This is a genomic window from Burkholderia metallica (assembly GCF_001718555.1).
Taxonomy (GTDB): domain Bacteria; phylum Pseudomonadota; class Gammaproteobacteria; order Burkholderiales; family Burkholderiaceae; genus Burkholderia; species Burkholderia metallica.
Map to the genome: position 1 here is coordinate 2,371,729 of NZ_CP013401.1, position 23,744 is coordinate 2,395,472.

Genomic DNA, 23,744 nt, shown 5'->3' on the forward strand with positions numbered 1-23,744 from the left:
TCACGCGAGCGAGCGCGGCCAGCATTCGACCGTGATCGCCGCCCCGGCCAGCGGCGCATCGCCGATCCGCAACGCGAAGCCGTGCACGCGCATCACGGCCGACACGATGCTCAGCCCCAGCCCCGAGCCGCTCACATGGCGCGTGCGCTCGCCTCGATAGAAGCGCTCGAGCACCGCGTCGCGTTCGCCGGGCGGGATCCCGGGCCCTGTGTCTTCAAACCGGACGAGCGGCCCGCCCGGCGCCGCATCGAGCGCAACGCGCACGCGGCCGCCCGGTGGCGTGAACTTGATTGCGTTGTCCGCGAGATTGCTGAAGGCCTCGAACAGCAACGCGCGATCGCCGTGAATGCGCTCGACCGATGCCACGTCGAGTTCGAACGACACGTCCACGGCTTCGGCCAGCGGTTCGTACAGCTCGCATACGTCGTGCAGCAATGCCGCGACGTCGACGGCGGCAAAGCCGCCGCGCCGGCTCAGCGTGCCGATCTCGGAGATCCGCAGCATCGCGCGAAAGCGTTCGAGCAGCCGGTCGGTCTCGTCGCGCGCCGACGCGAGCAGTGCCGACGACGCCGGGTCGTCCGCGCAAAACGGCTGCTCCGCGAGCCGGGCCAGCATCGTGTGCACGCGTGCGAGCGGCGTGCGCAGGTCGTGCGCGATACCGTCGCAGGTATGGCGCACCTCCCCCATCAGCCGCTCGACTTCGTCGAGCATGTGGTTCACGAGATGCGCGAGCAGGTCGAGTTCGTCGTAGCGTCCGACCGGCAGCCGCTTGCCGAGATTGCCTTCCGCGATCTGCCGCGTGACGCGCCGGATCGCGGCGACACGGCGCATCTGCCGCATGCCGAGCATGCTGCCGCCCGCGATGCCCGCGATCAGGATCATCACGCCGCCGATCACGAGCCCGCGGATCGCGACGTCGCGAATCTGGATGAAATGTGACAGGTCGCGCGCGACGACCAGCGTCATCCCGTTGTCGCGGCGTACGGCCATCGCACGCGTGATCGGTGCGGGCTGGCCGTCGAGCGGCGCAAGCGTGCGGTTCAACGTGCGTCCGTTGCGATCCGCGCGCAGCGCGGGCGGTGTCGCGATATCCCCGGCCACACGGCGCCCGTTCGCATCGAACAGCCCGTAGAAACTGGTATGCATGTGCTCGTGCTCGAGCCGCCGGTGGATCGCGAGCGGCAGTTCGGCATCGGGAATCGAATCGAAATAGATCAGTTGCCATGCGAGCACTTCGTCGGTATCGCGCGCCATCGTGTGCGTCGCGGCCACGCTGATCACGCCCGCGAGCAGCAGCAGCGACACCGAGAAGATCGCCGCATACGCGCACAGCCAGCGAAACGTCGTCGTGTGCCAGCGGCGCGTGAAGTTCGCCGCGCGAGCCGCATCCATCCGGGCCTCCGTCATGCGAGCATGTAGCCCGAGCCGCGCACCGTCTGGATCATCGGGTCCGCGCCCGGCGGATCGATCTTCCTGCGCAACCGGCCCATGTGGACGTCGATCAGGTTGGTGCCCGGATCGAAGTGATAGCCCCACACGGCCTCGAACAGCATCGTGCGCGTGATCGTCTGCCCCGCGTTGCGCATCATGAATTCGAGCACGCGGAACTCGGTCGGCAACAGCTGAATCTCGTCGCCTCCGCGCCGCGCGCAGCGCGAAATGAGGTCGAGCTCGAGCGCCCCGACTTTCAACAGCGTCTGCTGGGGCACGCCCGATGCCTGCCGGCGGCGCAGCAGCACTTCGATGCGCGCGCTCAGTTCGCCCGAATCGAACGGTTTCGTCAGGTAATCGTCGCCGCCCGCGCGCAGCCCGCGGATACGCTCATCCACGTCGCCGAGCGCGCTCAGCATCAGCACCGGCGTATCGATACCGACCGTACGCATCGCGGTGACGATCGCGAGGCCATCCACGCCCGGTAGCATCCGGTCGAGCGTGATCGCGTCGTACGATGCGCTCATCGCGCGCATCATCCCTTCGCGGCCGTTGTCGATCCAGTCGACCTCGAACCCGCGTGCGACCAGTTCGCCGACGATTTCGTTCGCGGTCACCGCATCGTCCTCGACCGTGAGTACTCGCATCGTTGCCCTCGCAATGAACGTCATGACGGGCGCATGCGATGCGCCCGCAACTATCGTAGACGAGCCGGTTGCCGTCCTGCCTTTCATGAAAATTGCTTCATCAGGCGCCACCGCGTACGGGTGAAACATGTTTCATCCGTGCGTCGCCCGCGCCGTCGCGCGCACCGCCTACGCTGACGTCATGCGGCATCGGGCCGCGAAACCAGGAGCTACCGGATGAAACTGTCGACTACCGTCGCCTGCATGCTGCTCGCATGCGCGAGCGGCGCCGCACTCGCGGCACCTCACCTGACCCCGCAGCAATGCAACGCGTATCCGTTCGTCCACACCGGCCACGACGTCACGCGTGCGGACCTCGTGCGCGAGCTGAGCGAACTCGAACAGGTCGGCTACGAGCCGGCACACGCGAGCCCGTACTATCCCGACGATCTCGACGGTGCGAAACAGCGGCTCGCCGCCGAGTACCGCGCCGACTGCTCGCATGCGCTGACCGCCGACGCGGGCGCTCGACACTGATCCCGCTACGCGGCGCGACACGGACGAAAAAAGGCGGCACGCGCGTGCCGCCTTTTTTCATGAACACACGCATGGATATCGATCGCTGCGCGTGGATGCCGCTCAGCGCGACATCATGTTCATGCTGACGTTGTGCATCACCCACAACGTGCCGACGATCAGGATCGCCGCCGTCAGCACCGTGTAGCTGAACGCCATCACGTTCCAGCGCTGGCCCGACGAGCCGTTCATGTGCAGGAAGTACACGAGATGCACGACGATCTGCACGAACGCGAGCACGGCCAGCGCGATCAGCGACGCGTGCGGCGACAGCGCGCCGCCCATCACGAGGCCGAACGACGCGGCCGTGAGCAGCACCGACAGGATGAAGCCGGCGACGTAGCCGCCGACACTGCCGTGCCCTTCTTCGAGTTGAGACGAATGCGAATGGGCCATTTAGATCACGCTCGCGAGATAGACAAAGGAAAACACGCAGATCCACACGATGTCGAGGAAGTGCCAGAAGAGGCTCAGGCACGTCAGGCGTCGCAGGTCGCGATCGGTCAGGTCGCCGCCGCGCAACACGATCTGCCCGGCAAGCACGATCATCCACAGCAGGCCGGCCGTCACGTGCAGCCCGTGCGTGCCGATCAGCGTGAAGAACGCCGACAGGAACGCACTGCGCTGCGGGCCCGCCCCTTCCGCGATCAGGTGCGAGAACTCGCGCAGCTCCATCGCGAGAAACGCCGCGCCGAGCACGAACGTCACCGCGAGCCACGCGAGCAGCGCGCCGCGCCGCTGCTTGTATGCGGCGAGCATCGCGAAGCCGTACGTGATGCTCGACAGCAGCAGCGCGGCGGTTTCCACCGCGACGCCCGGAATGTCGAACAGGTCCTTCGCGGTCTGCCCGCCCGCGTACTGGTGGCCGAGCACCGCGAACGTCGCGAACAGCGCCGCGAAGATCACGCAGTCGGTCATCAGGTACAGCCAGAACCCGAACACCGAATGCGACGGCGGATGGTCGTCGTGCTCGAGCAGGGTTGCGCTCAAGGTTTTCTGCAACATCAGTTGGCCTCCAGTTCGACGTCGTCGACGCGCGCGGCCACGCGCTTCGTCGGCTGCCTGTCTTCGGTCTTCCGCACCGTCGACGCGGGAATGTAATAGCCGTCGTTGTCGCGCGAGCTGTAGATCACGAGCGTCGCGACGATCCCGACGAGCCCGCCTATCGCCATCCACCAGATGTGCCACACCAGCGCGAAGCCGAGCACCAGGCTGAAGACCGCGATCACGAGGCCCGCGCAGGTATTCGACGGCATGTGGATGTCGCGGATCGACGCCGGGTCCGGCCGGCCTTCGCCGCGTGCCTTCATGTCCGCATACGCGTCGAGCGTGCGCACCTGCGGGATCACCGCGAAGTTGTAATCGGCCGGCGGCGACGAGGTCGCCCACTCCAGCGTGCGGCCGCCCCACGGATCGCCCGTCGTGTCGCGATACTCGGGCAGGTGGCGGTTGCGGATGCTGACCACCAGCTGCAGCAGCTGGCACGCAATGCCGATCGCGATCAGCACCGCGCCGAACGCGGCGACCAGCAGCCACGGATGCCACGCCGGGTTGTCGTAGTGGTTCAGGCGGCGCGTCATGCCCATGAAGCCGAGCACGTAGAGCGGCACGAACGCGACGTAGAAGCCGACCTGCCAGAACCAGAACGCGGCCTTGCCGAGCTTCTCGTTCAGCTTGAAGCCGAATGCTTTCGGGAACCAGTAGTTGAAGCCCGCGAGATAACCGAACAGCACGCCGCCGATGATCACGTTGTGGAAGTGCGCGATCAGGAACAGGCTGTTGTGCAGCACGAAGTCCGCGCCGGGAATCGCCATCATCACGCCGGTCATGCCGCCGAGCGTGAACGTGACCATGAAGCCGATCGTCCACAGCACGGGCGTCGTGAATTCGATCCGGCCGCGGTACATCGTGAACAGCCAGTTGAACACCTTCACGCCGGTCGGAATCGCGATGATCATCGTCATGATCCCGAAGAACGCATTCACGTTCGCACCCGAGCCCATCGTGAAGAAGTGATGCAGCCACACGAGGAACGACAGCACCATGATCGCGCAGGTCGCGTACACCATCGTCTTGTAGCCGAACAGCGGCTTCTTCGCGAACGTCGCGATGACTTCCGAGAAGATCCCGAACGCAGGCAGGATCAGGATGTACACCTCCGGATGGCCCCACGCCCAGATCAGGTTCAGGTACAGCATCGCGTTGCCGCCGGCTTCGTTCGTGAAGAAGTGCATGCCGAGGTAGCGGTCGAGGCCGAGCAGCGCGAGCGTCGCGGTCAGGATCGGGAACGATGCCATGATCAGCACGTTCGTGCAGAGCGCCGTCCACGTGAACACCGGCATCTTCATCAGCGTCATGCCCGGCGCGCGCATCTTGATGATCGTCACGAAGAAGTTCACGCCGGTCAGCAGCGTGCCGACGCCCGAGATCTGCAGCGCCCACAGGTAGTAGTCGACCCCTACCCCCGGACTGAACTGCAGCTCCGACAGCGGCGGGTACGCGAGCCAGCCCGTCTGCGCGAATTCGCCGATCACGAGCGACACGTTGATCAGGATTGCGCTGACCGCCGTCATCCAGAACGACAGCGAGTTGATGAACGGGAACGCGACGTCGCGCGCGCCGATCTGCAGCGGCACGACCAGGTTCATCAGGCCGACCATGAACACCATCGCCATGAAGAAGATCATGATCACGCCGTGCGCGGTGAAGATCTGGTCATAGTGGTGCGGCGGCAGGTAGCCGGGCGCGTTGTACGCGAGCGCGAGCTGCATGCGCATCATGATCGCGTCGGCGAAGCCGCGCAGCAGCATGATCAGCGCGACGATGATGTACATCACGCCGAGTTTCTTGTGGTCGACCGTGGTCAGCCATTGCGTCCAAAGCCATTTCCACCGGCCGGTGATCGTCAGCGCGGCGAGGATGCCCAGCACGACCAGCCCCATGAAGGCGCCGGCCCCCATGATGATGGGCTGATCGAACGGGATCGCCGAGAGTGTGAGTTTGCCGAACATGCGTTACCCCTTCGTGCCGCAGGCGGCGTCCTTCAGGTCGAGGACGTGGCCATCGTTGTATTTCGCGATGATGTTGTGGAAGAGCCGCGGGTCCACCGACGAGAAGTAGCGCACCGGCGCCTTCTCGCTCGGCTGCGCGACGGTGCCGTACACGGTCGCGTCGAGCCGCTCCGGCGATGCCTTCACCTTCTGCACCCATGCATCGAACTGCTCACGCGGCTCGGCGAGCGTGCGGAACTTCATGTCGGAGAAGCCGCGGCCGCTGAAGTTGGCGGACGTGCCCGCGTAGTTGCCGGGCTCGTCGGCGATCAGGTGCAGGCGCGTCTGCATGCCGGCCATCGCATAGACCTGGCCGCCGAGCTGCGGGATGAAGAACGAGTTCATCACCGAATCCGACGTGATGCGGAAGTTCACCGGCGTGCCGACCGGGATCGCGAGCTGGTTCACCGATGCGATGCCCAGCTCCGGATAGATGAACAGCCACTTCCAGTCGAGCGCGACCACCTCGACGTCGATCGGCTTCACCGACGATTCGAGCGGCTTGTACGGATCGAGCTCGTGCGTGGTCTTCCACGTGAGCACGCCGAGGAACAGGATGATCAGTGTCGGCACCGTCCAGATCACGACCTCGATCGCAGTCGAGTGCGACCAGTTCGGCGCGTAGGTGGCGTTGCGGTTGGACGCGCGGTAACGCCACGCGAACCACAGCGTCAGCAGGATCACCGGTACGACGACGATCAGCATCGCCCAGGTGGACGTCGCGATCAGCGCCTTTTCGGCGGCACCCACGCTTCCTTTCGGATTTAGTACATCTAAATTACAGCCTGACAGGCTCAAAGCCGCGCCGATCGACATCAGCGCCGCCCCGCCTTTTGAAGCTTTTCTTTTCATCACACAGCCCGAGGGTCATTGAATCCGTTTGCGTATGCCCGATGCGCATTCGATCCACGAAAGTGGCCGAATCATACGTCGCGCGAGTGCGATGAAAAACCAGCCAATGCGGCAAATCATCATTGCAGAATCTGCCGTGAGACACATTGTCGCGGGGCAATTTCACGCAGCCGGAAACCGGCCCGGCGCGCGTCGTGCCTGGCCTCGATCGATGCGCACGCAACTACTGCACCGCCGTGCGATGCGCGTTGCGCGCTGCTCGCGCGCCATACCGCGATCAGCCGTGCGTCGACGCCATGTACGACGGCAGCGGCTGCGCGGGGCCGTCCCCGGTCGGCAGCTTCGAATGGCTCGCGTCTTCGATCAGCCGCCCGACGGTCGGATCGATAGCGTCGGTGAACGGCTTCGGATCGATGCCGACCGCGAGCACGATCAGCGCGAGCGACGCGAACATCACGATCTCGCGACGGTTCAGGTCGGCGAGCTTCGCGATCCGCTGCGTTGCGACCTTGCCGAACACGACGCGCTTGAGCATCCACAGCGTGTACGACGCGCTGAGGATCAACGTGAGCGCCGCGATGGCGCCGATCCAGAAGTTGAAACGGATCGCGCCCATGATGACCATGAACTCGCCGACGAAGCCCGACGTGCCCGGCAGGCCGACGTTGGCCATCGCGAACAGCACCGTGAAGGTCGCGAAACGCGGCATTACGCCCGCGACACCGCCGTACGCGGCAATCTCGCGCTGCTTCGTGCGATCGACGAGCACGTTCACGCACAACAGCATCGCGCCCGCGACGAAGCCGTACGACACGAGCTGCACGATCGCGCCTTCGACGCCGATCCGGTTGAACAGGAACAGCCCGAGCGTGACGATCCCCATATGCGCGACCGTCGAATACGCGAGCAGCTTGCCGAGATCGGTCTGCGCGAGCGCGATCAGGCTCGCATAGACGATCGCGAACAGCGACAGCGCGATCACGGCCGGCGCGAAGAAGTGGCTCGCATCGGGCGTGACCGGCAGCGCGAAGCGCAGGAACCCGTAGCCGCCGAGCTTGAGCATCGCGAGCATCAGCGCGGCGCCGGTCGGGCCGTCGGTGTAGACGTCGCTCAGCCACGTGTGGACCGGCCACATCGGCACCTTGACCGCGAACGCGGCGAAGAACCCGATGAACACCAGTAACTGCGGCGCGAAGCCGAGCTGCAGCGTACGCCACACGGCCATGTCGAACGTATGCGACTGCGCGTACAGGTAGAGCATCGCCATCAGCAGCAGCAGCGAGCCGGCGAACGAGATGAAGAAGAACTTCACGGCCGCGTACACGCGACGCTCGCGCCCCCACGTGCCGATCAGCAGGTACAGCGGTATCAGCGTCGCCTCGAAGAAGATGAAGAACAGCAGTCCGTCCTGTGCGACGAACACGCCGACCATCAGCCCCGACAGGATCAGGAACGACGCGTAGTACTGCGCGACGCGCACCGTGACCGATTCCCACGACGCCACCACGACCACGACGGTCGTGAATGCGGTCAGCACGACGAGCCACAGCGACGCGCCGTCGATGCCGACCCGCCATCCGGAATTGAAGGCCGCCAGCCAGTTGCGGCTTTCGACGAACTGCATCGCGGCCGAATGCGCGTCGAAACCGGCGACGAGCGGAACGACGGCGGCAAGCCCCACCAGCGCACCGATGAGCGCGATCAGCCGCGTTCGACGGGGATGACGGTCGGAACCGGCGCGCAGCAGACCGGCGCCGAACAGGATCGGAGCCCAGATGGCCAGGCTCAGGAAGGGGAAATCATGCATGTCAACAGGCCTTGATGAAGTCGCGCACTGCATCGGTGACAGGCGAGACGAAAGGAACGAAATCGAATCGACAGATAGATTTCGTGAATCGCCAGTGTTGGCAAAATGTAAAGCGGCGTCAGCGGATAACTTGACGCTGCTCAAATGCGATCGGGTTAACCAGCATAAGGCGATTGATTATTTTCTGCAGCGCAGCAGAACATCGATTTTCCACTCCGCTCTATGCTTCTGATTTTTATGAGTAATTTTTTGTATTGGCGAATGAGGTCGAGGGCGGAAATCGACGCAGTGCCGCATTTTTGACGCGAGCCACGCATTTCCGAGGGTCGGATTGAGCTTATCGATGCCCGAGGGAATGGTCAGCGCGCGGCTCGAATTCCTTACAGCAATACTTTCATTTTTATTTCATTCCGCATTGTGCGCGGCCGGCCGGGGTCGCCCCACCCGCTCGCTTCACGCTTCCGATCGCATTCGACGATGACGCGGGGAACCGCATGTGCGCGTCGTCATCGCGCGGTGATGATCGGGTCGCAATGGGAAATCGATGAAGCGGTGCGTACGCATGACGTGGAGCGGCGACGTAGCGAGCATCGTCGCATCGACGGGGATGGCGCGCATCGATCATGTCGTTTGCAGCAGGCAGCTGCCGACTTCGCAACGGACGAGAGATCCGGCCGCATTGCGTGTCGAGCGCGCGACAGCGCCGGGCCGGAAAAAGAAAAAGCCCCGCAAGTCCGAGAACTTGCGGGGCTTTGTCACCGCTTTTGGCGGAGACGGAGGGATTCGAACCCTCGATCCAGGTTTTGGCCCAGATGCTCCCTTAGCAGGGGAGTGCCTTCGACCTCTCGGCCACGTCTCCCAAACTTTCGCTCGCACCAGGGAGGCAGTGCGACGAGAACGAAATAATATAGGGTTTCGAACCGCCCGTCAATTTCCGTGATGCATTTTCTTCAATGCATCACGAAAAATTCACGATGCCTGGTCGAGTTCGAATGCCTTGTGCAGCGCGCGGACGGCCAGCTCCATGTATTTCTCGTCGATCAGCACCGAAATCTTGATTTCGGACGTCGAGATCATCTGGATGTTGATGCCCTCTTCCGACAGCGTGCGGAACATCTTGCTCGCGACGCCCACGTGCGAACGCATGCCGACGCCGACAACCGACACCTTCGACACCTTCGGGTCGCCCTGCACGTGCTCGGCGTTCACGTGGCCCTTCACCTGGTTGGTGAGGATGTCCATCGCCTTCTGGTAGTCGCCGCGGCCGACCGTGAACGTGAAGTCGGTTTTGCCCTGGACGCTCTGGTTCTGGATGATCATGTCGACGTCGACGTTCGCATCCGCGACCGGGCCGAGGATCTGATATGCGATGCCCGGCTTGTCGGGCACGCCCATCACAGCAATGCGTGCTTCGTCGCGCTGGAACGCGATGCCGGAAATGACTGCCTTTTCCATGGTCTCGTCTTCTTCAAAAGTAATCAGGGTGCCCGAGCGCATTTCTTCGTCGAGCGCAATCAGCGGATCGGTCAGGCTCGACAGCACACGCGTCTTCACCTGGTATTTGCCGGCGAATTCGACCGAGCGGATCTGCAGGACCTTCGAGCCGAGGCTCGCCATTTCCAGCATTTCCTCGAACGTCACGCGATCGAGGCGTCGCGCCTCTTCGACCACGCGCGGATCGGTCGTGTAGACGCCGTCGACGTCCGTATAAATCAGGCACTCTTCGGCACCCAGCGCCGCCGCGACCGCCACCGCCGACGTATCCGAGCCGCCGCGGCCCAGCGTCGTGATGTGGCCGTCCGGATCGACGCCCTGGAAGCCCGTGATGATCACGACCTTGCCCGCATTCAGATCGGCCTTCACGCGCTCGTCGTCGATCGAGTGAATGCGCGCCTTCGTGAACGCGCTGTCGGTCTTGATCGGCACTTGCCAGCCCGCGTAGCTCACGGCCTCGACGCCGATTTCCTGCAGCGCGATCGACAGCAGGCCGACGCTGACCTGCTCGCCGGTCGACGCGATCATGTCGAGCTCGCGCGGGCTCGGCTGGCTCGAAATCTCTTTCGCGAGACCGAGCAGACGGTTGGTTTCGCCGGACATCGCCGAAGGCACCACCACCATCTGGTGCCCGGCCTGATGCCATTTTGCGACGCGTTTCGCGACGTTCTTGATGCGCTCGACCGAGCCCATCGAAGTGCCGCCGTATTTGTGTACGATGAGTGCCATTGTCGTTCTGAACTGGAGGAGAAACCGCACGGGCGCGCTGGGCAGGCCGCGTAGCCGTTCGGTCACGCGGCTTGTGGCTGTGGACGGACGACGAGAGGGACGGCTGGGACGCAACACGCAAGCGTGACGGAATTTGCCCGGAAGGCCGATCAGGCCGCGCAAACCGGGTACGTCACGCGGAAAACCTGCACAAATCGCTCAAAAATCGAGCCGAGCAAACGTCCGAGCGTACCCGATAGAGGCCCGCTTGACAAGCCGCTCGCCGCGTCCGAAGCCGTTCCGGCGCTGTTTACCAAATGGTGAAAATGCGCGCGCCGTCGCGCCGCCGGCAGCCTGCCGAGATCAGGCGATCAGCATGTCCGGACGCCACTCGATCCGGCGCCATGCGCCGTCACCGGCTGCCCCGCCGCCGGGCACGCCGTCATCGCGATTCACGCCGACGCGCGGCACGAAGATCAGCCGGTCGCCGGCGAACAGCAGCGGCACGTCGCGCTGCCATGCGGGCACGCCGCGCTCCTGGAACAGGTTCTTCAGCGTACGGCCGGGGCCGCCCGGCGTCGTGCGCATCCGCTCGCCGCCCGCACGGGCGCGTGCTGCCAGCCGCGCGCCGCGCAGCAGCGCCTCCGGCACCGCGTCCGCGCTTCCCGCTTCGGCCGGCGCGAACACGAACGTGCCGCGCCATCCCGGCAGGTGCCAGACTTCCTGCCCGTTCCATGCGAGCACCGCTTCCGGATGCGGCGTCCCCGTGCCGTCGTCGGCCGGGTCGCTGCTGTCGCCCGCTTCCCAGTAGACGACGTCGCGATAAAGGCGCAGGCATTGCCCCGCGTGATCGACGCGCAGCGCATGCGCGACGTTCGTGGCACGCAGCTGTCGCATCATGTTGGCGAGCCGGGCGGCCGACGCGCCCGGCAAACCGAGCCGGCGCATCCAGAAGCGCAGCAGGTTCGCACCGCGCGTATCGTCGAATCCGACCAGCGCGTCGCGCGACAGCGCACGGCCGTCATCGCGCGCGGCGACGGCGAAATCCAGTTCGGCCAGGTCGTCAAGCAGCCGCTGCGCGGCCGCCGCATGCTGGGCCGCCCGGCCGAGCGCATCGCGAAAACCCGGGAAATGCACGGCCAGCGCGGGCAGCACGTCGATACGCAGCGCATTGCGCGCATAGCGTGTGTCGTTGTTCGATTCGTCGTCGATCCATTGCAGATCGTGCTGTGCCGCATAGCGCTCCAGTTGCGCACGCAACAATCGCAGCAGCGGACGCACGCGCTCGACGCGCACGCCGTCAGGGCGGTAACGCGGCGCCATCGCGGCAAGCCCGGCAATCCCCGCGCCGCGCAACAACTGCAGCAACACGGTCTCGGCCTGGTCGTCCGCATGCTGGGCGAGCCACAGCGCGGCGGCGCCGTGGCGCTCGCACATCTCGTCGAGCGCCGCATAGCGCCGCTCGCGCGCCGTCGCCTCGACGCCGAGGCCGCTGTCGCGCGGCACGTCGACGCGCATCGATTCGAATGCGACACCGAGCGCGGCCGCGCTCGCCTGCGCATGCTCGACCCACGCGTCGGCATTCGCGCTCAGCCCGTGATGGACGTGCAGCGCGACGCAGCGCGACGCGCCCGCGACGCGCACGGCGGCGTCGAGCAGCACCGTCGAGTCGAGGCCGCCGCTGTAGGCGATCGCGATGCGCGCATCGGACGGCATGCCGGAAAGCGCAACGCCGACCGCGTCGAGAACGACGCGGTCGGCGGAGAATTCGGTCGGTGGGATCACGATCGGGACACGCGCGCTGCGGCGCGCGTAGGGAAGACGCAGCCGGTCATGCGCCCGGCGTGGTTTCCTTGAACTTGCCGTAGGCCATCAGGCGTTCGAAGCGGCGCTCGCGCAGCGCATCGATGCTCATCCCCTGGAACTGGCGCAGCGAATCGGCGAGCGCGCGGCGCAGCAGCGCCGCCATGCCCTTCGGATCGCGATGCGCGCCGCCGAGCGGCTCGTTGATGATCTTGTCGATCAGGCCGAGCGCCTTCAGGCGGTGCGCGGTCAGGCCGAGCGCTTCCGCGGCTTCCGGCGCCTTCGCGGCGCTCTTCCACAGGATCGACGCACAGCCTTCCGGCGAAATCACCGAGTAGGTCGAGAACTGCAGCATCATCACGGTGTCGGCCACCGCGATCGCGAGCGCACCGCCCGAACCGCCCTCGCCGATCACCGTCGTGATGATCGGCGTCTTCAGCTCGGCCATCACGTACAGGTTCCGGCCGATCGCCTCCGACTGGCCGCGCTCTTCCGCGCCGATGCCCGGGTACGCGCCCGGCGTGTCGACGAACGTGAAGATCGGCAGCCCGAACTTCTCGGCAAGACGCATCAGGCGCTCGGCCTTGCGATAGCCTTCCGGACGCGGCATCCCGAAGTTGCGCGCGGCGCGTTCCTTGGTGTCGCGGCCCTTCTGGTGCCCGATCACCATGCACGGATGACCGCCGAAGCGCGCGAGGCCGCCGACGATCGACAGATCGTCCGCGAACGCACGGTCGCCGTGCAGCTCGTGAAAATCGGTAAACAGTTCCGCAACATAATCGAGCGTGTACGGACGCTGCGGATGCCGGGCGATCTGCGACACCTGCCACGGCGACAGGTTCGCGTAGAGATCTTTCGTCAGTTGCTGGCTTTTCTTCGACAGCCGCTCGATTTCTTCCGAAATGTCGACAGCCGAGTCGTCCTGCACGAATCGCAGTTCTTCGATCTTGGCCTCGAGTTCGGCGATCGGCTGTTCGAAATCCAGAAACGTGGTCTTCATGTGTTCGAATCCTTGGGTCTTGCGGCAGCGCGTATTCTACCCGCGCGGGCGATGCGCAAAACCGGCTCTCAACTATTGATGTTTAAAACCCGATAGCCGCTGCTCAGGCGTCGGCGTCGGGCGCATCGAGGCTGCGCCACATGTACCAGGTCGCGACGGTGCGCCACGGCTCCCAGTTGGCCGCGACTTCCCGCGCCTCGCTGCGCGTGACGGGTTCCCCGCTGAAATAATTGACGCTGATCGCACGGATCAGGCCCGGATCGTCGAGCGGCAGGACGTCCGGCCGCGACAGATTGAAGATCAGGAACATCTCGGCCGTCCAGCGGCTGATGCCGCGGATCTGCGTGAGCTCCGCGATCACGTCCTCGTCGTCCATCGACGTCCATTTGTCGACGTGGAGCGCGCCCGACACGAAATGCTGCGCGAGATCGAGGATGTATTCCGTCTTGCGCTTCGACAGCCCGCACGCGATCAGCTTGTCCGCGCCGAGCCGGATCACCGGCTGCGGCGCGAGTTTCGGGCAGGCATCTCCGATGCGCGCCCACAGCGACTGCGCGGACGGCACCGAAATCTGCTGGCCGACCACCGAGCGCGCGAGCGTGACGAACGGGTCGCCGCGCTTCACGAGATGCGCGGGACCGAACTTCGGAATCAGTTTCTTCAGAATCCGGTCGCGCTTGACGAGGTCGGCGCATGCCTTGTCCCAGTATGCAGGACGCACGACGACCTCCTCGCCGTCCGCTTCGGACGCACGGGCCTTGCGGGCCGCATCGGCGGCCGGCTGCGCGGCCGCCGGCTGCGCGTGACCGTTGAGCGCGCCGTTCGGCACGGCGCGCGTCGCGTCCGGCTTCGCCGCCGGCACGCGCTTGGCTGCCGGACGCGCGGCGACAGGGGTCGCGCGCCTGACCGGCGCTTTTCTGGCCGTTGCCATCTTGCCTCCTACCTGACGGATCGGTCAGTGGAACGCACCGCGCTCATACGCGACGCCATTCGGTCGATCCGCCCGGTTTGTCTTCAAGTGCGATACCGGTCTCGAGCAGTTCCGCCCGGATCCGGTCCGCTTCGGCATAGTCCTTCGCTTGCTTCGCCGCGACACGCGCGGCGATCTTCGCTTCGATCTCGTCGGCGGCGAGCCCGCCCGCCTGCGCGGCGCCGGACGCCTGCTGCAGAAACGCGCGCGGTTCGCGGCCCAGCAGGCCGAGCAGGCCCGCCAGCTGTTTCAGTTGCCGCGCGAGCGACGCGTCGCGCGTGCGATTCACCTCGCCCGCCAGCTCGAACAGCGTCGCCACCGCCACCGGCGTGTTGAAGTCGTCGTTCATCGCGGCCGCGAAACGCTGCGCATGCGGCTCGTTCCAGTCGAGTGCGAGCGTGTCGGCCTCGACATCCTTCAGCGCGGTATAGAGGCGCGTGAGCGACGCGCGCGCATCGTCGAGATGCACGTCGCTGTAATTGAGCGGCGAACGGTAATGCGTGCGCACGATGAAGAAGCGCATGACCTCGGCGTCGTACCGTTCGAGCACTTCGCGGATCGTGAAGAAGTTGCCGAGCGATTTCGACATCTTCTCGTTGTCGACCTGCACGAAGCCGTTGTGCATCCAGTAATTGACGAACGTCTGGCCGGTCGCGCCCTCGCTCTGCGCGATCTCGTTCTCGTGGTGCGGGAATTGCAGATCCTGCCCGCCGCCATGAATGTCGAAATGCTCGCCGAGCAGCGTGCAGCCCATCGCCGAGCACTCGATGTGCCAGCCCGGGCGCCCCATCCCGTACTTCGACGCCCACGACGTGCCTTCCGGATCTTCCGGCTTCGCGCGCTTCCACAGCACGAAGTCGAGCGGATCTTCCTTCGCGTCGTTCGCGGCGACGCGTTCGCCCGCGCGCAGATCGTCGAGCGACTTGCCCGACAGCTTCCCGTAGTTCGCGAACTTGCGCACCGAGTAATTGACGTCGCCGTCGGTCGCCTGGTACGCGTAGCCGTTCGTCTCGAGCGTCTCGATCATGCCGAGCATCTGCGGAATGAACTCGGTCGCGCGCGGCTCGATGTCGGGCCGCTGGATGCCGAGCGCGCTTTCGTCGTCGTGCATCGCGCCGATGAACCGGTCGGTCAGCGACTTGATCGTCTCGCCGTTCTCGACCGCGCGGCGGATGATCTTGTCGTCGATGTCGGTGATGTTGCGCACATACGTGACTCGATAGCCGATCGCACGCAACCAGCGCTGGACGAGGTCGAACACGACCAGCATGCGCGCGTGGCCCACGTGACAATAGTCGTATACGGTGATGCCGCATACGTACATCCGCACTTCGCCGGGATGGCGCGGCACGAAGACTTGCTTGTCACGCGCGAGCGTGTTGTAGATGCGCAGTGATTCCATAGAGATGAACCGTGAGCCGAAGGAAACCGCCCTGGCGAAGCTCGCCCAGCATGCGAAACGGACGGACCATCTGCTGCGGCCCCAGGCCGAGCGTCCTCGATATCACATGGGGCGGTCAGGCTGCAAGCACAGCGGTGACGGCCACGAGAGGCAAAGAAAGACTGTCCGCCGCTCGCCGGAACGCGCAGACGTTTTGTTAGAATGGGTCGGAGTATAACATTCCGATTTACGCCTATGAAACCTCATCGCGGCCGCGCGCGCAGCGCTGCGACCCTCGTTGCGACCACCGTCATGGGCGTCGCGCTGACGCTTTTCGCGGCTCCCGCGGCGCATGCGCAGAAGGCCCCGGCCACCGCCGACGGCACCCCCGAAATCGACGCGTCGATCGCCGGCAAGCAGTGGAAGCAGGCGCTCGCGCAGCTCGACGCGCGCATCGCGTCGAACCCGCACGACCTTCAGGCGCAATTCAAGCGCGGTACCGTGCTGGCCCGCCTGAACCGCGACGACGACGCGATCCAGCAGTTCGTCGCGATCACGCAGGCGTACCCCGAACTGCCCGAGCCGTACAACAACCTTGCGGCGCTCTACGCGAAGCACGGCCGCTACGACGAAGCGCGCACCGCGCTCGTCACGGCGACGCAATCGAACCCGAGCTACTCGCTCGCGTACGAGAACCTCGGCGATCTTTACCTGCGCCTCGCGGCCGAGTCGTACAAGCGTGCGCAATCGCTCGGCCGCACGAGCGGCGCGACCGCGCAGCGCCTCGCCGATCTCCAGAAGATCGTGTCGCCGCCGAAGGCCGCGCCGAACGCCCGCGCGACCACCCCGGCCACGCGCGACTACACCGACCGCGCCGCCGCGAACGTGAGCACCACCACGCTGCCGATGTCGCCGACGTTCCAGTTCAACGGTCCGTCGGGCGCACTGGCGGCGCCGTACGTCGCGCCGTCGCAATAAGCGGCGCGGCCTTCCCTCCCTCCCAACCTGAGGATCGCAATGAAACGTCTGTTGCTGGCGCTTGGCGGCGCCGCCCTTCTCGCGACCGCGACCGCACCTGCGTTCGCGCAATCGGCTACCGCGCACCCCGTCGTGCAGCTGAAGACCTCGCAGGGCGACATCCGCGTCGAGCTCTATCCGGAGAAGGCGCCGAAATCCGTCGCCAACTTCCTCGATTACGTCAAGGCCGGCCAGTACAACGGCACGATCTTCCATCGCGTGATCAAGGGCTTCATGATCCAGGGCGGCGGCTACAAGACCAACTTCGAGGAGAAGCCGACCCGCGCGCCGATCCCGCTGGAAAGCCGCAATGGTCTGAAGAACCTGACGGGCACGATCGCGATGGCGCGCACGAGCGATCCGAACTCGGCCACCGCGCAGTTCTTCATCAACACGGTCGACAACAGCGGCCTCGACTACCCGAACCCGGACGGCAACGGCTATGCGGTGTTCGGCAAGGTCGTGTCGGGTCTCGACGTCGTGAAGAAGATCGAAGGCGTCGCGACGACCTCGCGCGGCCCGATGCAGGACGTGCCCGCACAACCGATCGTGATCGAATCGGCCAGCATCGTCTCGAAGTAAGAACCTGCCGGCCCGTCCGGCGCCTCACGCGGCCGCGTCGCACGACCGGCCGCGTGCCATTTAAACCGCCTCATCGAAGGAATTCATCATGGTTGAACTGCATACGAACCACGGCGTGATCAAGCTCGAGCTCGACGCCGAGAAGGCACCGAAGACGGTCGAGAACTTCCTGAACTACGTGAAGAAGGGCCACTACGACGGCACCGTATTCCATCGCGTGATCAACGGCTTCATGATCCAGGGCGGCGGCTTCGAGCCGGGCCTGAAGCAGAAGCCGACCGACGCGCCGATCGACAACGAGGCGAACAACGGTCTGAAGAACGACAACTACACGGTCGCGATGGCGCGCACGAACGATCCGCACTCGGCCACCGCCCAGTTCTTCATCAACGTGAACGACAACGACTTCCTGAACCACTCGTCGCCGACGCCGCAAGGCTGGGGCTACGCCGTGTTCGGCAAGGTCGTCGAAGGCCAGGACGTGGTCGACAAGATCAAGGGCGTCAAGACGGGCAACGCCGGTTTCCATCAGGACGTACCGACCGACGACGTCGTGATCGAAAAGGCCGTCGTGGTCTGACGCACGGTTACGGAGGCACTTCGATGTTGCAGGAAAGTCCGCCGCGAAGCGTCTCCGCGGGCGTGCCGGGCGAGCGCGAATACGCGCAAGCCGCACGCCCGTTCCTGTTTCTCTCCGATCTGCACCTGAGCGAAGCGATTCCGAAGACGGTCGCCGCGTTCGAGCATTTCGTGAAATACACCGCCGACAGCGCCGACTCGGTGTTCATCCTCGGCGACCTGTTCGAATACTGGATCGGCGACGACATCCTCGACGACGATCCGTTCGCGGCACGCATGGCCGCGCTGATGCATACGTTTTCGGAGCGCGGCATTGCGCTCTACGTGATGCACGGCAACCGCGATTTCCTGCTCGGCCGGCGCTTCATGAAGGCAGCCGGTGCGATGCTGCTGCCCGACCCTTCGCTGATCACGGCGTTCGGCCAGCGCATCGTGCTCGCGCACGGCGACGCGCAATGCACGGCTGACCGCGGCTATCAGGTGTTCCGCCGCTTCGCACGCAACCGCGCCATGCAATGGCTGTTTCTCGCATGGCCGCTCCGCTGGCGCCGCGGGCTCGCGCAGCGCATGCGCTCGAACAGCGAAGCGGGCCGGATGCGCCCTGCGTCGGCCATCTACGATGTCACGCGCGAAGGCGTGGCCGCGCTGTTCCGGAAAAGTCGCGCGAGCGTGATCATTCACGGCCACACGCACCGCCCTGCCCGGCACATGGAACCCGGTGGTATCCGCTGGGTGTTGCCCGACTGGGATCTCGACCACGGCAAGCCGCGCGGCGGGTACCTGCGCGTCGACGCGGAAGGCATCCACGCGATGCCGCTCGACTGACGCCGCCGCTGCCGCCGCACCGACCGGCAGCCGCGAACGTTCATTGAATCAGGTCTGACGTTCGACCGACCTGCCTTCCAGCACGGCCGACAGGCGACGCAGATCGAGGCGCGCCGCGTCGGCGCCCTGCAGCGTTTCCAGATGCGTGCCGAGCCGTTCGAGCGCCGCGACGATCTCGTCGACGCGACGGCTTTCCTTCGCCGCGTGATCGATCAGCCCGTGAATCGCGAGCGACATCGGATCATCGGCATTCGGCGTGATCCCGTATGCGCAGAACGCCGCGCGTTCGGGCTGCGGCTTCGGCTGCGCCGGCATCACGATGCGCGCCGGATTGCCGACCGCCGTGCCGCCTGCTGGCACCGGCTTCACGACGACCGCGTTCGAACCGATCTTCGCCCCCGCGCCGACAGTAAAGCCGCCGAGCACCTTCGCGCCCGCCCCGACGATCACGCCGGCCTCGAGTGTCGGATGGCGCTTGGCGCCGCGCGTGAGCGACGTGCCGCCCAGCGTCACGCCCTGATAGATCGTGCAGTCGTCGCCGATGATCGCCGTCTCGCCGATCACGACGCCCATCCCGTGATCGATGAACACGCGCCGGCCGATCGTCGCGCCGGGGTGGATCTCGATCCCCGTCAGGAAACGGCCGGCCTGCGACGCGAAACGCGCGAGCCAGTAGCGCTTCGCGCGCCAGCATGCGTGCGCGAAACGGTGCAGCACGAGCGCATGCAGCCCCGGATAACAGGTCAGCACTTCCCACGCACTGCGAGCGGCGGGATCCCGCTCGCGAATCGTTGCGACGTCTTCGCGCAGTCTCGTGAACATGATGTGGTCCGGGAAAAAGCCCGCGCGCGTCGCCGGCCATGGCCGACCCTTATCGCGCCGGGTCATTTACTTATGAGGTTTGGCGATTGTAGGGCGAGTCGCACACGGCCGCACGAGCCCGCGCGTTCACCCCGCCGACGACGGGGGTATTCAGGCGGAACGCCTGCTGCCGTCGGGTTTGTTCGCGGGAGGGTCGACCGGGGGAGCGATCTGCCCCGGCGCTTGCGGCGGCCCCGGCGGCACATCTGTTCGACGGGAAGATTTCCCGTGCGCCGGGAAACCCGCGACCCGCGCCGCCGACTGACGACCAGGCTTACGCGTCGCCGCCCGGCTTGCCCGATTTCAACAGGATGTGCTTCGCGACACCGCGCAGGATGTTGACCTCTTCGCGCTCGAGGCCCGTGCGCGCGAACAGGCGTCGCAGCCGCGGCATCAGCTTCTTCGGGTTGCGCGGATCGAGGAAATCGAGCGCGACCAGCGCGTTCTCGAGGTGTGCGTACATCCGCTCGATCTCGTCGCTCTGCGCAAGCGTGCCGGTTTCGGCCGACGGTTGCGCCGACGGCGCGCTCGCCTGATCGAGAAACGCGACACGCAACTCGTACGCGAGCACCTGCACGGCCTGTGCGAGATTCAACGAACTGTAGGCCGGGTTCGCGGGAATGTGCGCGAGCGCGCTGCACTGCTCGACGTGCTCGTTCGCGAGGCCCGTGCGCTCGTTGCCGAACACGAGCGCGATGTCGCCCGTGCCGACCTGGGCGCACGCCTGCGCGGCCGCGGCACGCGGCGCGAGGCGCGGCGGCCCGTATTCGCGCGTGCGCGCGGTCAGCGCAATCGACCAGTGAACGCCGGACAGCGCTTCGCCCAGCGTCGGCACGACGTGCGCGGACGCGAGGACGTCGTCCGCGCCGCTGGCCATCGCGATCGCCTCGGGGTCGCTCTGCACGTGCGGCACGCGCGGCGCGACCAGCACGAGACGCGAAAAGCCCATCGTCTTCAGCGCGCGGGCGGCCGCCCCGACATTGCCGGGATGGCTCGGCTCGACGAGCACGAAACGGGTGGACGTGAAGCCGCCGGACGGCGGCAGGGACGAGGCCGCGCCCGGCTTGGCCGGCGCGGCGGTGTTCTGCGGGGTTTCCACTACGATACGACTCGGTTCGTCAGAATGGCCGTATGGTATCGCCATCGCCGCGGCAAACCCACTCGTCCAGATGGATAGTGGGGGTTTCCCCGTATTCCGGTCACCTGAAACCGCCAAAAATCGGGTAAAATCATGCCTTTACGCGTCGCATAACGTGCGGCGCGGGTCGTACCCCGTTCTTTGTCAATTCGCGTCTCACCTCGCCTGCCACGTTTTGCGCCGTGCCGGGCGGTCGTTCCACTTCGTGGCGGCCCGTGCCGCCGGCTACAGGATCCAGGCTCATGCATCCCATGCTCAACATCGCTGTCAAGGCTGCGCGCCGCGCCGGACAGATCATCAATCGTGCGTCCCTCGATCTCGACCTGATCGAGATTCGCAAGAAGCAGCAAAACGACTTCGTCACCGAAGTGGACAAGGCCGCCGAAGACGCGATCATCGAGACGCTGAAGACTGCGTACCCCGACCACGCGATCCTCGCGGAAGAATCGGGCGAATCGGAAAACGAATCCGAATTCAAGTGGATCATCGATCCGCTCGACGGCACGACCAACTTCATCCACGGCTTCCCGTACTACTGCGTATCGATCGCGCTCGAGCACAAGGGCGTCGTCACGCAGGCGGTCGTCTACGATCCGAACAAGAACGATCTGTTCACGGCCACCCGCGGCCGCGGCGCGTACCTGAACGACCGCCGCATCCGCGTCGGCCGCCGCGACCGCCTGTCGGACGCGCTGGTCGGCACGGGCTTCCCGTTCCGCGAAAAGGACGGCCTCGACGCCTACGCGCGCCTCTTCACCGAAATGACGCAGGCCTGCACGGGCCTGCGCCGCCCGGGCGCGGCCGCACTCGATCTCGCGAACGTCGCGGCCGGCCGCCTCGACGCGTTCTTCGAGCAAGGCATCAACGTGTGGGACATGGCAGCGGGCAGCCTGCTGATCACCGAGGCCGGCGGCCTCGTCGGCAACTACACGGGCGACGCCGATTTCCTGCATCGCCATGAAATCGTCGCCGCGAACCCGAAGATCTACGCGCAGATGATCCCGATCCTGAAGGGTTACACGCGCGTGCATCCGGCGGCGGAGTAAGCCCCGGCCGCGCCCGCCCGGCGCGGCTTTCGCATGCATCGCCCGCGGGCATCGTCATGACGGCGCGCCGTTCGCCTCCCGGTTGCCGGGAGGCGGACAATCTTCCCGCACGACGGTCGCCGCGTACGCCTATCCTGAAGTTGCCCGAGTGGCTCGCGGGGTGGCGGCCGGCCGACGGACTGCCGCCTGCGCCGCCGCTCCCGCAGCGACCATGAAGGGCTTGCGTCCGGCATGCGTGCACGGCGGACCATACCGCCGGCCTGCCGGCCCCAGCCCGTATCAACACCGCCACGACGCCGTGGCAATCGCATCCGAGTCCCCATGTTACGGCTAAGCGAAATCAAACTCCCCCTCGATCACCCCGAAAGCGCGCTCGAGGCCGCCGTTCGCGCGCGCCTCGCGGAGCTTGGCGTGGCCGAGGACGGGCTCCTCCGTTACACCGTGTTCCGCCGTGCGCACGATGCGCGCAAGCGCGCCGACATCAAGCTCACGTACATCGTCGATGTCGAAGTCGCCGACGAAGCGGCCGCGATCAAGCGCCTCGCCGGCAAGCCGCATTGCGGCGTGACGCCCGACATGGCGTACCACTTCGTCACGAAGGCGCCCGAGCACGGCAATTTCCAGCGCCCGGTCGTGATCGGCATGGGGCCGTGCGGCCTGTTCGCGGGGCTGATCCTCGCGCAGATGGGTTTCCGCCCCATCATCCTCGAACGCGGCAAGGCCGTGCGCGAGCGCACCAAGGACACCTTCGGCCTGTGGCGCAAGAGCGTGCTCAACCCCGAGTCCAACGTGCAGTTCGGCGAAGGCGGAGCCGGGACGTTTTCCGACGGCAAGCTGTACAGCCAGATCAAGGATCCCCATCACTACGGCCGCAAGGTGCTGGACGAATTCGTCAAGGCCGGCGCGCCGGAAGACATCCTGTACCTGAGCCGGCCGCACATCGGCACGTTCCGCCTCGTCAGCATGGTGGAAAAGATGCGTGCGTCGATCCACGAACTGGGCGGCGAAGTGCGTTTCGAAACGCGGGTCGACGACATCGAGATCGATCAGGGCAAGGTGCGCGCGCTCAAGCTGTCGAACGGCGAAACGCTGCCGTGCGACCACGTGGTGCTGGCCGTGGGCCACAGCGCGCGCGACACCTTCCAGATGCTGCACGATCGCGGCGTCTATATCGAAGCCAAGCCGTTCTCGCTGGGCTTTCGCATCGAGCATCCGCAGGGGCTGATCGATCGCAGCCGCTTCGGCAAGTTCGCGGGGCACAAGCAGCTCGGCGCGGCCGACTACAAGGTGGTCCACCACTGCAGCAATGGCCGGGCCGTCTACAGCTTCTGCATGTGCCCGGGCGGCACGGTGGTCGCGGCCACCTCCGAGCCGGGCCGCGTGGTCACCAACGGCATGAGCCAGTATTCGCGGGCCGAGCGCAATGCGAATGCGGGCATCGTCGTCGGCATCACGCCGGACGACTACCCTGGCGGCCCGCTGGCCGGCATCGCGTTCCAGCGCAAATGGGAAGAGCGTGCGTTCGAACTCGGCGGCGGCGATTATCGCGCGCCGGGCCAGCTGGTCGGCGATTTCATCGCAGGCCGGCCGTCGACGTCGCTGGGCTCGGTGGAGCCGTCGTACAAGCCGGGCGTGAACCCGACCGACCTCAGCACCGCGCTGCCCGACTACGTGATCGAGGCGATCCGCGAAGCGCTGCCCGAGATCGACAAGAAGATCGCCGGCTTCGCGATGCACGATGCAGTGCTCACCGGTGTCGAGACGCGCACGTCGTCGCCGATCCGGATTCGACGCAAGGACGACTACCAGAGCGTGAACGTCGACGGCCTGTATCCGGCGGGTGAAGGCGCCGGATATGCGGGCGGCATCTACTCGGCAGCCATCGACGGGATCGAAGTCGCGCAGGCGGTGGCGCTCGACATGATGTCGGCGCACGCGGACTGATGTACCACGCCGCTCGGTGCGCGCAGGTCCGCGTGCCGAGCGATGTCGATTCCC

At 65.8% G+C, this 23,744-nt stretch carries 21 protein-coding genes and 1 tRNA gene; 7 read left to right on the top strand and 15 right to left on the bottom strand.

Annotated elements, in window-relative coordinates:
- Together WJ16_RS10660 and WJ16_RS10665 are read right to left on the bottom strand one after the other, a co-directional pair.
- Positions 1-1,392, bottom strand: a complete 1,392-nt coding sequence (locus tag WJ16_RS10660) for a sensor histidine kinase (RefSeq protein WP_069257027.1) — start codon at positions 1,390-1,392, stop codon at positions 1-3.
- 11 nt (positions 1,393-1,403) lie between these two features.
- The gene (locus WJ16_RS10665; protein WP_069258031.1) at positions 1,404-2,078 is read right to left on the bottom strand and encodes a response regulator transcription factor; all 675 of its coding nucleotides are present in this window, start codon (positions 2,076-2,078) and stop codon (positions 1,404-1,406) included.
- 216 nt (positions 2,079-2,294) lie between these two features.
- Between WJ16_RS10665 and WJ16_RS10670 the strand changes: the two genes are divergently transcribed.
- Positions 2,295-2,594: a DUF4148 domain-containing protein gene (locus WJ16_RS10670; RefSeq protein WP_069257028.1), complete on the top strand. Its 300-nt coding sequence runs from the start codon at positions 2,295-2,297 to the stop codon at positions 2,592-2,594.
- 102 nt (positions 2,595-2,696) lie between these two features.
- On the opposite strand, the gene cyoD is transcribed toward WJ16_RS10670, so the two are convergent.
- From cyoD to cysS, 11 genes are all read right to left on the bottom strand, one after another.
- Positions 2,697-3,029 (bottom strand): cytochrome o ubiquinol oxidase subunit IV, encoded by a 333-nt coding sequence (gene cyoD, locus WJ16_RS10675; protein ID WP_069257029.1) that lies wholly within the window; start codon positions 3,027-3,029, stop codon positions 2,697-2,699.
- Positions 3,030-3,638, bottom strand: a complete 609-nt coding sequence (gene cyoC / locus WJ16_RS10680) for a cytochrome o ubiquinol oxidase subunit III (protein WP_069257030.1) — start codon at positions 3,636-3,638, stop codon at positions 3,030-3,032. It abuts the gene before it with no gap.
- Positions 3,638-5,644, bottom strand: a complete 2,007-nt coding sequence (cyoB, locus tag WJ16_RS10685; protein WP_069257031.1) for a cytochrome o ubiquinol oxidase subunit I — start codon at positions 5,642-5,644, stop codon at positions 3,638-3,640. The genes cyoC and cyoB overlap by 1 nt, the downstream gene beginning before the upstream one ends.
- A gap of 3 nt (positions 5,645-5,647) precedes the next feature.
- On the bottom strand, positions 5,648-6,535 hold the full coding sequence (gene cyoA, locus WJ16_RS10690) for a ubiquinol oxidase subunit II (protein ID WP_069257032.1): 888 nt from the start codon (positions 6,533-6,535) through the stop codon (positions 5,648-5,650).
- Between the two features lie 277 nt (positions 6,536-6,812).
- Positions 6,813-8,342 carry a complex I subunit 4 family protein gene (locus tag WJ16_RS10695; RefSeq protein ID WP_069257033.1) on the bottom strand — a complete coding sequence of 510 codons (1,530 nt, stop codon included), beginning with the start codon at positions 8,340-8,342 and terminating at the stop codon, positions 6,813-6,815.
- Between the two features lie 765 nt (positions 8,343-9,107).
- A tRNA-Ser gene (locus WJ16_RS10700) sits at positions 9,108-9,201 on the bottom strand.
- Positions 9,202-9,311: 110 nt separating this feature from the next.
- Entirely contained in the window at positions 9,312-10,565 is a 1,254-nt protein-coding gene (locus WJ16_RS10705) for an aspartate kinase (RefSeq protein ID WP_069257034.1), read from the bottom strand.
- A 342-nt stretch (positions 10,566-10,907) separates the two neighbouring features.
- On the bottom strand, positions 10,908-12,329 hold the full coding sequence (gene tilS, locus WJ16_RS10710) for a tRNA lysidine(34) synthetase TilS (protein WP_069257035.1): 1,422 nt from the start codon (positions 12,327-12,329) through the stop codon (positions 10,908-10,910).
- Between the two features lie 46 nt (positions 12,330-12,375).
- Positions 12,376-13,347 carry an acetyl-CoA carboxylase carboxyltransferase subunit alpha gene (locus WJ16_RS10715; protein WP_006478433.1) on the bottom strand — a complete coding sequence of 324 codons (972 nt, stop codon included), beginning with the start codon at positions 13,345-13,347 and terminating at the stop codon, positions 12,376-12,378.
- Positions 13,348-13,450: 103 nt separating this feature from the next.
- Positions 13,451-14,278, bottom strand: coding sequence for a DNA-3-methyladenine glycosylase family protein (locus WJ16_RS10720; protein ID WP_069257036.1), 828 nt, complete (start codon positions 14,276-14,278; stop codon positions 13,451-13,453).
- A gap of 43 nt (positions 14,279-14,321) precedes the next feature.
- A complete protein-coding gene (cysS, locus tag WJ16_RS10725; RefSeq protein WP_069257037.1) occupies positions 14,322-15,719 on the bottom strand; it encodes a cysteine--tRNA ligase in 1,398 nt (465 codons plus the stop codon).
- Between the two features lie 234 nt (positions 15,720-15,953).
- Between cysS and WJ16_RS10730 the strand changes: the two genes are divergently transcribed.
- The 4 genes from WJ16_RS10730 to WJ16_RS10745 all read left to right on the top strand — a co-directional run bounded on the left by WJ16_RS10730 (position 15,954) and on the right by WJ16_RS10745 (position 18,701).
- On the top strand, positions 15,954-16,676 hold the full coding sequence (locus WJ16_RS10730) for a tetratricopeptide repeat protein (RefSeq protein WP_069257038.1): 723 nt from the start codon (positions 15,954-15,956) through the stop codon (positions 16,674-16,676).
- A gap of 39 nt (positions 16,677-16,715) precedes the next feature.
- Positions 16,716-17,297 (top strand): peptidylprolyl isomerase, encoded by a 582-nt coding sequence (locus WJ16_RS10735; RefSeq protein ID WP_011352517.1) that lies wholly within the window; start codon positions 16,716-16,718, stop codon positions 17,295-17,297.
- A gap of 88 nt (positions 17,298-17,385) precedes the next feature.
- Entirely contained in the window at positions 17,386-17,877 is a 492-nt protein-coding gene (locus WJ16_RS10740; protein ID WP_069257039.1) for a peptidylprolyl isomerase, read from the top strand.
- 23 nt (positions 17,878-17,900) lie between these two features.
- Positions 17,901-18,701, top strand: coding sequence for a UDP-2,3-diacylglucosamine diphosphatase (locus tag WJ16_RS10745; RefSeq protein WP_069257040.1), 801 nt, complete (start codon positions 17,901-17,903; stop codon positions 18,699-18,701).
- 48 nt (positions 18,702-18,749) lie between these two features.
- Here the strand turns inward: WJ16_RS10745 and cysE are convergent, their stop codons facing one another.
- A complete protein-coding gene (gene cysE, locus WJ16_RS10750; RefSeq protein ID WP_069257041.1) occupies positions 18,750-19,523 on the bottom strand; it encodes a serine O-acetyltransferase in 774 nt (257 codons plus the stop codon).
- Between the two features lie 313 nt (positions 19,524-19,836).
- Positions 19,837-20,661 (bottom strand): RNA methyltransferase, encoded by an 825-nt coding sequence (locus WJ16_RS10755; RefSeq protein ID WP_069257042.1) that lies wholly within the window; start codon positions 20,659-20,661, stop codon positions 19,837-19,839.
- A 281-nt stretch (positions 20,662-20,942) separates the two neighbouring features.
- On the opposite strand from WJ16_RS10755, the gene WJ16_RS10760 reads away from it, so the two are divergent.
- The gene (locus WJ16_RS10760; protein WP_011352522.1) at positions 20,943-21,746 is read left to right on the top strand and encodes an inositol monophosphatase family protein; all 804 of its coding nucleotides are present in this window, start codon (positions 20,943-20,945) and stop codon (positions 21,744-21,746) included.
- Between the two features lie 321 nt (positions 21,747-22,067).
- Positions 22,068-23,690 carry an NAD(P)/FAD-dependent oxidoreductase gene (locus tag WJ16_RS10765; protein WP_069257043.1) on the top strand — a complete coding sequence of 541 codons (1,623 nt, stop codon included), beginning with the start codon at positions 22,068-22,070 and terminating at the stop codon, positions 23,688-23,690.
- Positions 23,691-23,744 lie beyond the last annotated feature (54 nt).